This is a genomic window from uncultured Brevundimonas sp. (assembly GCF_963974615.1).
Classification (GTDB): domain Bacteria; phylum Pseudomonadota; class Alphaproteobacteria; order Caulobacterales; family Caulobacteraceae; genus Brevundimonas.
Window position 1 is genome coordinate 117007 of the sequence record NZ_CAXBDH010000012.1, and the last position, 12643, is coordinate 129649.

Below are 12643 nucleotides of genomic sequence, written 5' to 3' on the forward strand. Positions count from 1 at the left end.
GCCGCCGTCAGTCCGCGTCCGGCAATCCCTTCAGACCACGATAGGCGGCCGAGAACGGCGCATACATCACCGCCAGCTGCAGGGCCGACAGGATGGCGTTGATGACGACCCAGCCGAGGATGGCCGGAGCCGCCACCTGAACCAGCTCCAGCGCCGACAGGCCGTCATACGCCGCCAGTCCCTTCAGCCCACCGGTCGTCAGGGTCACCGGCAGGGCGGCGATCCCGCCCAGCAGGGCGACCAGCATCGTCATCACCCAGGCCAGCAGGGCCATGCCCAGCAACGGCCAGAAATGACCGCGGGTCAGGGCAAAGGACTCGAACAACGCCCAGCGTCGCTCGGCCACCACGATCGGAATGGCGAGGCTGAACCGCACCATCAACCAGACGAGGAAGGCCACCGCGGCGAACCCGGCCAGAACCACGACGACCCACATCATCGGTATCCCACTGGCCCGGGTAAGGCCCGTCAGCAGGCCCAGCAGACCAAAACATACGACCTCGATCAGGATGAAGGCGAGCCCCAGAACCAGGCTGACACCCAGCACCCGCAACTCGTCCATGCCGATCCGCAGATAGCCCCAGCCACTCTCGGCCGGCCGCACGACCGCCCGGGCGACGGCGGCGTTCAGCACGGTTGAGGCCAGCAGCCCCAGCGGCATCGCCAGACTCATGACGCCGAGGAAGGTTCGCCCCAACGCCATCAGCTCGGCCGTGCTAGGGTCGGACTTCCCTTCCATCTCCTGAACCGCCACCATCATCCCCGGCAACGAGGTTCCGGCCACGGCAAACAGCGCGCCGAAGACGGCCACATAGACCAGCCACCAGAACACGACGGTCAACGGGCGGCGGCGAACAAGGCGAAAGCCTTCAAAGGCGGCCTCGGTGGCGGAAAACGTCATCGGCATACTCACGGCGATTCAGAAACGGCAGGTCAGAGTTCTACCGCATCCGACGGGGCCGCGTCCTGCACGATCGGCGCAGGTTCCGGTGTCACGCTGCTCTCGGCCAGCTGGCGGCAGGCCGAGGCGAACGGGGCCACGGCCAGGGTAACGAACATCCCGTAGAGGAACGACAGCACCACCCCGAGCAGCACGCACCAGGGCCAGTTGGCGATCAGCCACGGCGTCATCTCGCGCCAGTCTTCCAGGTCCGTCCACATCGCGGCGTCGTGCATATGTTCGGTCCAATTCATCCCGGTCGCGGTAATGCCGAGCACGACCATGCCGATCATCACCAGCACCATCTCGATCGCCAGGATCATCAGGCAAAGCAGGAGCATCATTCCGAACAGCCGCCCGGTCTGGCCACGGCCCAATTTCCAGCCCTCGGCGAAGGCAAAGGTTCGGTACAGGACGCTGGCCGGGGCCAGCAGGCTGAGTCTCGCCATGGCCAGCCACACGCCCACCACCAGGATCAGGACCATCGCCACAATGATCAGCCAGTTCGTCGGGGCCCCCATCTGCCAGACCCCGAACCCGATCGCCACGCCCAGCAGACCCAGGGCGAACACGGCCGCATAGATGCCGACCATTATGGCCAGCCCGACCACGGCCACCCGCAGCTCGTCCATGCCGATCCGCAGGGAGAAAAAGGCCCGCTCCGTCGGGCGGACGATGGCGCGCATGATCGCCGTATAGACCACGACCAGCACCAGCATCTGCACGATGTTCAGCAGACCGCTCAGCCCCTGAAACTGAAGCATCCGGGCAAAATCAGGACCCGTGGCCAGTCCGCCGTGGATGTCCTCGACGATCATCGCACCCATCATGGGCATCATCAGACCCAGCCCGACGATAACCGGCACAACCACCAGCAATCCCCACACAAATACTGAAATGGGACGCCCCCGGATCAGCCTGAACGCATCGGCAAACGCCGTATCAATTGCAAATCTGGCCATTAGATCCCCCTATTGCCCACGGCCAAGCTAGCCCGGATGAGACGGCAAGGCTAGAAGCCGCGCATGACAGCCTCCTCCCCCGCCCCCATTCACATCATCGGCGGCGGTCTCGCCGGGTCCGAAGCCGCCTGGCAGATCGCCTCGGCCGGTGTCCCCGTCATCCTGCACGAGATGCGCGGCGTGCCCGGGGTGAAGACCGATGCCCACCACACCGACGGTCTGGCCGAGCTGGTCTGTTCCAACTCGTTCCGCTCCGACGACTGGGAGCATAACGCCGTCGGCCTGTTGCACGCCGAGATGCGGGCGCTCGACTCGATCATCATGCGCTGCGGCGACGCCCATCAGGTGCCCGCCGGCGGCGCGCTGGCCGTCGACCGCGACGGCTTCTCGCAGGCGGTCACCACCGAACTCGAGGCCCACCCCCTGATCACCATCGTCCGGGAAGAGATCGCCGGCCTGCCACCTGCGGACTGGGACAATGTCATCGTCGCCAGCGGCCCGCTGACCTCCCCGGCCCTCGCCGCCGCCATCCTCGACCTGACCGGCGAGGACGCGCTCAGCTTCTTCGACGCCATCGCCCCCATCGTCCACGCCGACAGCATCGATTTCGACATCGCCTGGCGTCAGTCGCGCTACGACAAGGAAGGCCCCGGCGGCGACGCGGCCGCCTACGTCAACTGTCCGATGAACAAGGAGCAGTACGAGGCCTTCATCGATGCCCTGCTGGACGGGCCCAAGGCCGAGTTCAAGGAATGGGAGAACGTCCCCTATTTCGACGGCTGTTTGCCGATCGAGGTGATGGCCGAACGGGGTCGCGAAACCCTGCGCCACGGCCCGATGAAGCCGGTCGGCCTGACCAATCCGCGCGACCCCCAGGTGAAAGCCTATGGCATCGTTCAGCTGCGTCAGGACAATGCCCTCGGCACCCTGTTCAACATGGTCGGTTTCCAGACCAAGCTGAAACACGGGGCCCAGGCCGAGATCTTCCGCATGATCCCCGGCCTGCACGAGGCCCAGTTCGCCCGCCTCGGCGGCCTGCACCGCAACACCTTCCTCAACAGCCCCAAGCTGCTGGACCGTCAGCTGCGCCTCAAGGCCCAGCCGCGCCTGCGTTTCGCCGGTCAGGTCACCGGGGTCGAGGGCTATGTCGAGAGCGCCGCCATGGGCCTGCTGACCGGTCGTCTTGCCGCCGCCGAACGGCTCGGCCGCCCGCTGGAGTCCCCGCCGGTCCACACCGCCATGGGGGCGCTGGTCGAACACATCACCGGCGGCCACCTCGACGGCCCCGGCGGCATCTCCAAATTCCAGCCGATGAACATCAACTACGGCCTGCTGCCACCGCTGGAAGCGCCCAAGGTCGACGAGGCCGGGGTCAAGATTCCCCTCAAACAACGCGGCCGGGCCAAGAAGCGGCTGATGAGCATCCGGGCGCTGGAGGCGCTGAAGGCGTGGCGGGACGCGGGTTGATGGTGCAGCAAGCCGAACTGGATCGCCTCAAGGCCCGTCGCGTCACCGCCATCTACCGGCTCGACCTGATCACCGGAGGCGCGCAGATCAACTACGAGGACGGCACCCCGGTCGACATGGCCTCGGAGAAAACCCGACTGGAGTCCATCGTCGCTGATCTGGACCGCCGCATCGAAAAGCTCGAACGCACGGAAGGCTAGACCCGCCCCCGCAGGACCGCCCACACCAGCCGCAATCGCTTCAGTGGCTCCGGCGTCTCCCGCCGTGTCAGGGTCGCAGGGGCCACCGCCGGAAAGGCCTCGGCCGGCAGTCCCTTCAGGGCCGCGTTCGCCGTCGACCGCAAGGCCCGCGCCGCGCCGGTCTGCCCGGTCTGGCCCAGACCCCACATCCGCCCGGCCTCGACCACCTTGTCCTGATGGCCCGGCCCGGCCAGCACCTGCACTGCCGCCTGCATCGGCCCGACATAGAAGGCGTCCAGATCGTGCGGCTCGCCGTGCACCCGGCCCACATGGGCCTCGATCAGGGTGTCGAACGGGGCGCGTTCCAGTCCGTGCCGCGCCACCACATCGGTCAGGGCCTCCAGCACCGGATGACCCTTGTGGGCGGTACCGGCAAACACCCCGTCCATCTGCTCGCGCCACCAGACATAGCGCATCTCGGCCAGCAGCGGCTGGGTCACCCGCGTCGGGATGGTCAGCAGTTCGGCCTCAAAGGCATAGAGGGTGATCAGATCCGCCCGCACCGCCGCATCGGACACGAACCGACTGGACAGCCAGCGGTCGATGTCGACGGCGCGAACCTGATCGTCGAGCGTGGTCGCAGGATCAGCCAAACAGCGTCTGGTACATCGCCATCGCCGTCAGCATCGGCAGCGACAGCAGGGTGTTGGTGCGGCTGCCCAGCATGGCCATCCGGGCGGCCTTGGCCTTGGCCGCGTCATCGACGACGATCATGCCCAGGGCGCGCTTCTGGTTCGGCCAGATGATGCCCCAGACGTTCAGGAACATGATGATGGCCAGCCACACGCCGACCCCCATCAGGGTGAAGCCCTTCTGATCCTCGGTCAGTCCTCCGGCCAGACCGAACGACAGCACCTCGATCGCATAGGCGTGACCGCGGCTGAACATGACGCCCAGACCGGCAACCACGGTCGCCAGCGCCGACCAGCGGAACCAGAACAGGGCCTCGGGAGCGATATATTTGCCGATGGCCGGTTTCAGCTCGGCCGGGATCGCCGGCATGACCCGGATCTGGACCAGGTTGAAATACCAAAGCAGGCCGATCCACAGGATGCCCGCCACCACATGGGTCCAGCGCAGCACGGCCTGCCAGAACTGGCCGTCAAAACCGCCGGGTGAGACCCGACCGAAGGCATAGATCATCACCGCCGCGAGCAGGGCGCTCAGCAGAATGGTGTTACGGAAATTCGACAGCAGCTTACCCATATCCAGCCCCTCCCAAGGCAGCGCGATTCGCGACGATTGATTATCCTAGACCCGGGCGGGCCCGGCGGGAATACGGCCGGGTCCAGACCGTCTCTAGGGGCGGCTGGCCATGCCCAGCTTGATCGCCTTGGCTTCCTCGTCCCTGGCCCCACGCCGCACGCCCCACAGCAGGATGATCGGCGCGCCGACATAGATCGACGAATAGGTGCCGATGATGATGCCGAACATCAGGGCCAGCGAGAAGCCGAACAGGGCCGCGCCGCCGTAAACGGCCAGGGCCGCCAGCACCATCACCGCGGTCAGACCGGTGATGATGGTCCGCGACAGGGTCTCGTTGATCGACAGGTCGATGACCTCGCCCAGGGGCATGGTTTTATATTTGCGCAGGTTCTCGCGAAGGCGGTCGAACACCACGACAGTGTCGTTCATCGAATAGCCGATGACGGTCAGGATGGCCGCAACCATGTTCAGGTTGAACTCCAGCTTGAACAGCACAATCAGGCCGAAGGTCAGGATCACATCGTGGACAAGACCGGCCACGGCTCCGAACCCGAACTGCGGCTCGAAGCGGAACCAGATGTAGACGAACATCAGCACCACGGCCATGCCCAGGGCCAACAAGCCCTTGGTGAACAGCTCGCCCGAGACCTTGGAGCCGACAATCGAAACGCCCGAGAAGGTCACGTCACTGACCGCGCCACTGATCGCGGTCTGCACCCGTTGCACGACGGCGGTCTGCTCTTCGCCGTCCGGCACCTGGAAGCGGACGATGGCACTGCTGTCGGTATCGATGCCCTGCACCCCGACGTCGCCGATGCCCAGTTCATTGACCGCGCCACGCACTACGGCCAGGTCCAGGACCTGATCGCCGCTGCGGGTCAACTCCATTGCCGCGCCGCCGCGGAAATCGATGCCCATGTTGAGGCCGGGCACAAAGACGCTGACGAGCGAAGCGACGCACAGCACCACGGACAGCACTGCGGCATAGCGGGCGTATTTGACGAATTGGAAATTGGTCTTGACGGGCAAGACTTTGATCAGGGGCCATCCACGCATCGTCATCACTCCGCGTCCGCGATTGGCAGTTTCTTGGGTTTGGCAACCTTGAGCCAGTAGGCCAGCAGGACCTGGGCCGTCAGGATCGCCGAAAGCATCGAAGTGACGACGCCGATGCTCAGGGTCCAGGCAAAGCCGCGCACCGGGCCCGCGCCGAAGATGAACATGATCGCCGCCGCCACCAGGGTGGTGACATTGGCGTCCATGATCGTGCCCCAGGCCTTGCCGAAGCCGGCGTCCATCGAGGCGATGACCGAGCGCCCGGACCGGGCCTCGTCCCGCATCCGCTCATAGATCAGCACATTGGCGTCCACGGCCACGGCGAAGGTCAGCACCAGACCGGCGATACCGGGCAGGGTCAGGGTCGCCTGGGTCAGGGACATGGCGGCGATGATCAGCAGGCCGTTGAGCACCAGACCGATCACCGAGATACCGCCGAACAACAGGCCGTAGGCCCCGATCATGAAGGCCACGATGATCAGGAAGCCAATCATCGTCGACAGCTTGCCGGCGGCGACCGCATCAGCCCCCAACTCGGCCGTCACCGTGCGGCGCTCCTCGACCTTCAGCGGAGCCGGCAGGGCCCCGCCGTTCAACAGGTTCACCAGCTCCGAGGCCGAAGCGATGGTGAAACTGCCCTCGATGATCCCCGAACCGCCGGTGATGGCCGTATTGATCCGCGGGGCCGAGATCACCTTGCCATCGAGGATGATGGCGAAAGGCTTGCCGATATTGGCCGCCGTGGCCTCGGCGAAGCGGCGCGCACCGGTCCCGTCGAAGCGGAAGCCGATGGCCGGCCGGTTGTTCTGGTCACTGGTGACATTGGCCTGGGTCAGGTTCTCGCCCGACACCAGCACCCGGCGCTTGACCAGATAGGAGGTGCCGTCCTCGCCGATCATCAGTTCCGAATCCGGCGGCACGCGTCCGGCCAGGGCCTCCTCGACCGAATTCTCGGAATCGACCATCTGGAAAGTCAGCTGGGCCGTCTGGCCGATGATCCGCTCCAGCGCGGCGGGATCGTTCTCGCCCGGGGCCTGGATCACGATCCGCTCGGCCCCCTGGCGGGTGATGGAGATTTCCTTGGTGCCGGTCTTGTCGAGGCGGCGACGCACCACCTCGATCGACTGATCGACCGCCGTGGCGCTCATGCTGTTCAGGGTCGCGTCGGTAAAGCTGAACCGGATGCGATTGCCCGACAGGCGCTGCGCCTGACGTTCGACTGTCCCGTTAGCCCCCGGCCGTCCGCCCAGGTTCCGCAGGGCCTCAAAGGCCGCGTCATACTGACCGGCGTCAGCGACGGTCACCATCACCCCGGCCGGTTCGCGCTGCAGGCTGTTGGTGGCGATCCGGGCCTCGCGCAGAACCATGCGCACGTCCTCGACCAGATTGGTGGTGCGCTTCTCGCGCATCGCCGGCACGTCGACTTCCAGCAGCAGATAGGATCCGCCCTGCAGGTCGAGACCCAGGTTCAGCGTATTCTTCGGCAGCCAGCCCGGCAGGGCCTCCCGCTGGGCCGGAGACAGCAGGTTGGCGTAGCCGAACAGCAGGCCGAACGCGAGCGAGGCGGCGAGAAGGATGACCTTCCAGCGGGACAGATGGATCATTGGGAGAACCCCGGCCTTTCAGGCGATATCAGGCCTTGGCGTCGTTGGCGGCGATGGCGGTGCGGTCGCGGACCTCGGTGATCATGGCCTTGACCACCCGGACGTTCACGCCCTGGGAAATCTCGACCATCGACTCATCGTTCTCGACGCGGGTGACCTTGCCGATCATGCCGTTGGACAGCACCACGGTGTCGCCGCGCTTCAGCGCCGCTACCATGTCGCGATGGCGCTTCATCTGCTTCTGCTGCGGACGGATCAGCATGAAGTAGAACAGGATGATGACGGGAACGAAGAAGATCAGGGTCCCGAACGGTCCCTCCAGAATACCCTGCACAGCGTTCTCCATGGTCGCGGAGCCCGTCGCCGGTGCTCCCTTAAAATGAGGCGCGGAAACTAGGGTGCGCCGACCGACAATGCAACGCGCCGCGCCGCTTCAATTTCAGTCAGAGCGAAATCGGTTGGGTTGGACGAAAGTCCAGTCCGGCTCAGATTTCGCTCCCGCATAATGCTGGACCATTTTTTGGTTTCGGATCGACTCGACCCGAAACAAAAATGGTCTAGCGCGGCAGCACCGTCAGGGGATCGATCGCGGTCGGCTCGTCGCCGCGCATCCGCCAGGTCTCGAAATGGATCGAGGGCCGCCCGTCACCCGCCGTCGTACCGACCGTGCCGATCTGCTGACCGGCGCGAACATCGTCGCCGTCGCGCACCATGGCCGAGCCCAGATGGCCGTAGACCGAGCGCCAGCCGTCACGGTGCACGACCAGAACGGTCAGCCCCTGCCCGGCCAGGTCGTCACCGACATAGCCGACGCGGCCCGCTGCCGCCGCCCGGACCTCGGTCCCGGCCGAGGCTCCGATATTGATGCCGTTGTTGCGCTCGCCCATGCCCACGGGCCCGAAACGGCGCAGGATATCGCCCCGCACCGGCCAGTCCAGATTGACCGAGGACGTCGTCGCGGCCGCGGCCGGGGCGCCGGCAGCGGGCTGGCGCGGGGCTGGCGGCATGGCTGCATTGCCCGACGGCGGCGGCGGCGGGGGCGGCGCGGGCCGTCCGGCCTCGGGCACATAGACCCCGACCGGCGACGGGCCGGTCGCATAGGGATCCCGGCCGGTATCGACGGCGATTTCGGGCAGAAGCAGGCGCTGGCCTGTGGTGATGGCCCCGCGCGGTCCCAGATCATTCAGATCGATCAGCGACTGCACCGGAGTCTGGAAGCGTCGACCCACGCCCGACAGGGTGTCACCCGGCTGGATCTCATAGGTCGCCCGCGTCGACAGGGCCGCAGCCCCCGCCGCCGGTGGCGGGCGCGTATAGGCCGGCGACTCATAGGCCGAGGCCGGATAGGCCGGGGTGGCCGCGCCCGGGGCCGCCAGCGACCCGCCCTCGATGCGTTCGCTCGGGGCCCGGGCCGGCAGCGGGGCCTCATAGGCGGACCGCGCCGGTTCGACCGGGGTCCCGCCCTGCGGATAGGCCGGCGGCGCGACGCGCTGTCCCGCCGGCACCGCCCGCGTCGAATAGCGCGGCTCGCTCGGATAGCTGGCGCAGGCCGCCGTGGTCAGCACCGCACCTGCGATGATCAGAACCCTGGTCCAGGTCTTGAAGCCGGTCATGCCGCCCCTCCGTGTCGAACGCGATTTGTCAGTGCCCGGTGTGCCCGGTCCGTCCCCACAAGCCAACCCGTCAAAGGGTGCCAAAGTTGGGCGGAAAGGTTAACGGCGACCGCTTTATCCCTCCTTGGCCGTGCCCTCGACCAGCGGCACGAACCGCACCTCGCTCAGGGTTTCACGCTCGAACGAGCCGTCCTCCTGACCGGTATAGCGATGCAGCATCTGCACCGAGGTCCGCCCGACCGGTGCCACCAGAATGCCACCAGGTTTCAACTGTTTCAGTAACTCTGTTGGCTCATTGGGTGAAGCCGCCGTGACCATGATCCGGTCGAACGGGGCCTGTTCCGGCCAGCCCAGACCGCCGTCACCGTGGCGGGTGATGACATTGTCGATCTCCAGCAGCTTCAGCTTGCCCTCGGCCTCGGTCAACAGGCTGCGATAGCGTTCCACCGAATAGACATAGCGGGCCAGCCGGCTCAGCACCGCGCACTGGTAGCCACTGCCGGTGCCGATCTCCAGCACCCGGTGGCGCGGCTGCACATCCAGGGCCTGGGTCATCAGGCCGACGATATAGGGCTGGCTGATGGTCTGGGCACAGTCGATCGGCAGGGCCTGATCCTCCCACGCCTGATCCAGAAACCGCTCATGCACGAACACGGCCCGGTCGATCGACTCCATCGCCGCCAGCACGCGCGGATCGGTGACCCCCTGCTGACGCAGCGACAGGATCAGCCGCCCGGCGCGCTCGTCATTGAGTTTCATCTTCCTTCCCCCCTTGCGGGGGAAGGTGGCCGGCGGAGCCGGTCGGATGGGGGGGCTGGTTCAGCCCGCAGGTTCCCCGGCGAACGGCGCACATCCGGACGAATGGGAGTCTCACCCCCCATCCGTCTCGCTCCGCGAGCCACCTTCCCCCGCAGGGGGGGAAGGAGTGGAAAGACCATCCTCATGCCGCCGCCACCGTCTTCGGCGGAGCCCCGCCCAGCACGCCCTTCAGGTCGTTGACGCTGGGCATGTGCGTCAGGTCGATATGCAGCGGCGAGACCGAAATCCGCCCCTCATCGACGGCGCGCAGATCCGTGCCCTCGGCGTGTTGCTGTTTCGAGCCGCGGAAACTCATCCAGTAATAGTCGCGCCCGCGCAGGTCGGTGCGTTTGACCGCATGCATCTCGCCGGCCTGACGGAAGCCCTGACGTGTGACCTCGACCTCACTGACCTCGTCGGGCGGCAGGGCCGGGAAATTCAGGTTCATCACCACGCCCGGCTCCCAGCGATGGGCCAGCAACCGGCTGATGATCGGCGGACCATAGGTCTCAGCCGTGTCCCAGTGGGCGGTGACCGCATCGTGGAACCGCTCCAGCGACTGGCTCAGCGCGATCGAGCGGATGCCGAAGGCCATGCCCTGCAACGCCCCGGCCACGGTGCCGGAATAGGAACAGTCCTCACCGACATTGTGCCCGCGATTGACCCCCGACAGCAGCAGGTCCGGCCGCTGCTCGCCCATCAAATCATTGACCGCCAGCACGACACAGTCGGTCGGCGTCCCGGTCACGGCGAACCGCTTGTCACCCAGCCGGTTGACCCGCAGCGGCTCGGTCAGGGTGATACCCCGTCCCTTGCCCGACTGCTCCTCCTGCGGGGCCACCACCCAGACGTCGTCCGACAGCACCCGCGCGATCCGCTCCAGACACGCCAGTCCCTCGGCCGCGATCCCGTCGTCATTGGTCAGAAGAATACGCATTACCCTTCCTTCCCCCATTTCGGGGGAAGGTGGCTCGCAGCGCGAGACGGATGGGGGCTCTGTCCGCAGACCCACATCCCGGCCCGGAGCCCCCGTCGGCGGCCCCCATCCGAGCGGCTCCGCCGCCCACCTTCCCCCGAGATGGGGGAAGGACCCTGAACATCATCCCACATGCGTCACACCCTCGGGCATATAGCGCTGCAGCACCCCGGGCACCGCGATCCGCCCGTCTTCGTCCTGATAGTTTTCCATGATCGCCACCAGGGTTCGCCCGACCGCCAGGCCCGAGCCGTTCAGCGTGTGCACGAACTCGGTCTTCTTCTCGCCCGCCCGCTTGAAGCGCGCGTCCATGCGGCGGCTCTGGAAATCACCGCAGTTCGAGCACGAGCTGATCTCGCGATACGTCCCCTGCGACGGCAGCCAGACCTCGAGGTCATAGGTCTTGCGCGCCGCAAACCCCATGTCGCCCTTGCACAGTAGCACCTTGCGATAGGGCAGCTCCAGCGCCTGCAGCACCGCCTCGGCACAGCCGACCATCCGCTCGTGCTCGGCCTCGGAATCCTCGGGCCGGGTAATGGAAACAAGCTCGACCTTGTGGAACTGGTGCTGGCGGATCAGGCCGCGCGTATCGCGCCCCGCCGACCCGGCCTCGGCGCGGAAACAGGGCGTCAGCGCCGTCAGCCGCATCGGCGTGGCGATCTCGTCCTCCAACAGGATCTGCTCGCGCACGAGATTGGTCAGGGAGACCTCGGCGGTGGGGATGAGGTAGCGCCAGTCAGAGAACTCACCATGCTGCAGTCGATCCAGCAAAGCGGGCATATCCTTCTGACGCGCCAAGTCATTGCTCTGAGCAAGCACCGCATTCCACGCGATTCCGAAAGTGTCGGGATCAAGCATGTCCAGCATCCTTGAGCGGAGATTCTCAAGCTCGCTTCGGTCGGCTTCAAACGACTCTCCCGCTGCGATTTTTACCTCTCGTCCGAAAGCTTCCCAATCAACAGCCTCGACACGAAACAGGTCCTCCTCGAACTTCGGCAGTTGCCCGGTCCCAAACATCGCCTCGTCCCGAACCAGATACGGAGGATTCACCTCCTGATACCCGTGAAGCGCGCCGCCTTCCGGCGTGGACGTCTGCATGTCCAGCATGAACTGGCCCACGGCCCGTTCCAGCCGCGCCAGCCCGCCTTTCAGCACCGCGAAGCGCGACCCCGACATCTTGGCCGCCGCCTCGAAATCCAGCAGCCCCATGGCCTCACCCAGATCGGCATGATCCCTGGCCGGTCCGGTCCGACGCGGCGTGCCCCAGGTCGAGACTTCGACATTCTCCGCCTCGTCCGCCCCGTCCGGCACATCGGCCGCCGCCAGGTTCTGCTGTTTCGCCAGCAGGTCTTTCAGGGCCCTGGCCTTTTCGGCCTCGACCTCACCCGCCGTGGCGATCACGACCTTCAGGCTCTCGACCTCACCCTTCAGCCGCTCGGCCTCGGCCAGATCCTTCTTCGCCATCGCCGCGCCGATCAGCTTCGAAGCCGCATTGCGCTGCGTCAGCGCCTCCTGCCCCGTCGTCTGGGCCGCGCGCAGCTCCACATCCAGCGCCAGAATGGTGTCCACCACGGCCTGCGCATTCGTCAGCCCACGCGACGACCATCCGGCCACATAGGCTTCGGGCGTCTCACGGATGGCTTTGATGTCGTGCATGGCGAAGTCTCTCGGAAGGAAGCGATGCTCTAGCGTCCCCCGCAGAGTCGATCAAACACCCGCATCCACTTCCTTCTCCCCTTGCGGGAGAAGCAACCATGTCAGTTTGGCGTGGCGGTCCAGGGC

13 protein-coding genes are annotated in these 12643 nt (G+C 66.2%); 2 read left to right on the top strand and 11 right to left on the bottom strand.

Annotated elements, in window-relative coordinates:
• Positions 1-7: 7 nt before the first annotated feature.
• Positions 8-901, bottom strand: coding sequence for a hypothetical protein (locus AAC050_RS10135; RefSeq protein ID WP_339914955.1), 894 nt, complete (start codon positions 899-901; stop codon positions 8-10).
• Between the two features lie 32 nt (positions 902-933).
• Positions 934-1902 carry a hypothetical protein gene (locus tag AAC050_RS10140; RefSeq protein WP_339914956.1) on the bottom strand — a complete coding sequence of 323 codons (969 nt, stop codon included), beginning with the start codon at positions 1900-1902 and terminating at the stop codon, positions 934-936.
• Between the two features lie 63 nt (positions 1903-1965).
• On the opposite strand from AAC050_RS10140, the gene trmFO reads away from it, so the two are divergent.
• The gene (gene trmFO, locus AAC050_RS10145; RefSeq protein ID WP_339914957.1) at positions 1966-3369 is read left to right on the top strand and encodes a methylenetetrahydrofolate--tRNA-(uracil(54)-C(5))-methyltransferase (FADH(2)-oxidizing) TrmFO; all 1404 of its coding nucleotides are present in this window, start codon (positions 1966-1968) and stop codon (positions 3367-3369) included.
• Positions 3369-3569 carry a hypothetical protein gene (locus AAC050_RS10150; protein WP_339914958.1) on the top strand — a complete coding sequence of 67 codons (201 nt, stop codon included), beginning with the start codon at positions 3369-3371 and terminating at the stop codon, positions 3567-3569. Before trmFO ends, AAC050_RS10150 begins: the two co-directional genes overlap by 1 nt.
• Here the strand turns inward: AAC050_RS10150 and AAC050_RS10155 are convergent.
• From AAC050_RS10155 to serS, 9 genes are all read right to left on the bottom strand, one after another.
• On the bottom strand, positions 3566-4201 hold the full coding sequence (locus tag AAC050_RS10155; RefSeq protein ID WP_339914959.1) for a squalene/phytoene synthase family protein: 636 nt from the start codon (positions 4199-4201) through the stop codon (positions 3566-3568). The genes AAC050_RS10150 and AAC050_RS10155 overlap by 4 nt on opposite strands.
• The gene (locus AAC050_RS10160; protein ID WP_339914960.1) at positions 4194-4814 is read right to left on the bottom strand and encodes a urate hydroxylase PuuD; all 621 of its coding nucleotides are present in this window, start codon (positions 4812-4814) and stop codon (positions 4194-4196) included. The genes AAC050_RS10155 and AAC050_RS10160 overlap by 8 nt, the downstream gene beginning before the upstream one ends.
• Positions 4815-4907: 93 nt before the next feature.
• Positions 4908-5876, bottom strand: a complete 969-nt coding sequence (gene secF, locus AAC050_RS10165; RefSeq protein WP_339914961.1) for a protein translocase subunit SecF — start codon at positions 5874-5876, stop codon at positions 4908-4910.
• On the bottom strand, positions 5876-7474 hold the full coding sequence (secD, locus tag AAC050_RS10170; RefSeq protein ID WP_339914962.1) for a protein translocase subunit SecD: 1599 nt from the start codon (positions 7472-7474) through the stop codon (positions 5876-5878). Before secD ends, secF begins: the two co-directional genes overlap by 1 nt.
• A gap of 28 nt (positions 7475-7502) precedes the next feature.
• Positions 7503-7808 (bottom strand): preprotein translocase subunit YajC, encoded by a 306-nt coding sequence (gene yajC, locus AAC050_RS10175; RefSeq protein ID WP_339914963.1) that lies wholly within the window; start codon positions 7806-7808, stop codon positions 7503-7505.
• 223 nt (positions 7809-8031) lie between these two features.
• Positions 8032-9087 carry a peptidoglycan DD-metalloendopeptidase family protein gene (locus tag AAC050_RS10180; protein WP_339914964.1) on the bottom strand — a complete coding sequence of 352 codons (1056 nt, stop codon included), beginning with the start codon at positions 9085-9087 and terminating at the stop codon, positions 8032-8034.
• Positions 9088-9201: 114 nt separating this feature from the next.
• The gene (locus tag AAC050_RS10185) at positions 9202-9846 is read right to left on the bottom strand and encodes a protein-L-isoaspartate(D-aspartate) O-methyltransferase (RefSeq protein WP_339914965.1); all 645 of its coding nucleotides are present in this window, start codon (positions 9844-9846) and stop codon (positions 9202-9204) included.
• A 181-nt stretch (positions 9847-10027) separates the two neighbouring features.
• Positions 10028-10822, bottom strand: a complete 795-nt coding sequence (gene surE, locus AAC050_RS10190) for a 5'/3'-nucleotidase SurE (protein WP_339914966.1) — start codon at positions 10820-10822, stop codon at positions 10028-10030.
• A gap of 162 nt (positions 10823-10984) precedes the next feature.
• Positions 10985-12517 (bottom strand): serine--tRNA ligase, encoded by a 1533-nt coding sequence (serS, locus tag AAC050_RS10195; protein WP_339914967.1) that lies wholly within the window; start codon positions 12515-12517, stop codon positions 10985-10987.
• Positions 12518-12643 lie beyond the last annotated feature (126 nt).

Coding starts and splice junctions, on each gene's coding strand:
- AAC050_RS10135 (WP_339914955.1), bottom strand. CDS start 901: ATGACGTTTTCCGCCACCGAGGCCGCCTTTGAAGGCTTTCGCCTTGTT.
- AAC050_RS10140 (WP_339914956.1), bottom strand. CDS start 1,902: ATGGCCAGATTTGCAATTGATACGGCGTTTGCCGATGCGTTCAGGCTG.
- trmFO (WP_339914957.1), top strand. CDS start 1,966: ATGACAGCCTCCTCCCCCGCCCCCATTCACATCATCGGCGGCGGTCTC.
- AAC050_RS10150 (WP_339914958.1), top strand. CDS start 3,369: ATGGTGCAGCAAGCCGAACTGGATCGCCTCAAGGCCCGTCGCGTCACC.
- AAC050_RS10160 (WP_339914960.1), bottom strand. CDS start 4,814: ATGGGTAAGCTGCTGTCGAATTTCCGTAACACCATTCTGCTGAGCGCC.
- secF (WP_339914961.1), bottom strand. CDS start 5,876: ATGACGATGCGTGGATGGCCCCTGATCAAAGTCTTGCCCGTCAAGACC.
- secD (WP_339914962.1), bottom strand. CDS start 7,474: ATGATCCATCTGTCCCGCTGGAAGGTCATCCTTCTCGCCGCCTCGCTC.
- AAC050_RS10180 (WP_339914964.1), bottom strand. CDS start 9,087: ATGACCGGCTTCAAGACCTGGACCAGGGTTCTGATCATCGCAGGTGCG.
- AAC050_RS10185 (WP_339914965.1), bottom strand. CDS start 9,846: ATGAAACTCAATGACGAGCGCGCCGGGCGGCTGATCCTGTCGCTGCGT.
- surE (WP_339914966.1), bottom strand. CDS start 10,822: ATGCGTATTCTTCTGACCAATGACGACGGGATCGCGGCCGAGGGACTG.
- serS (WP_339914967.1), bottom strand. CDS start 12,517: ATGCACGACATCAAAGCCATCCGTGAGACGCCCGAAGCCTATGTGGCC.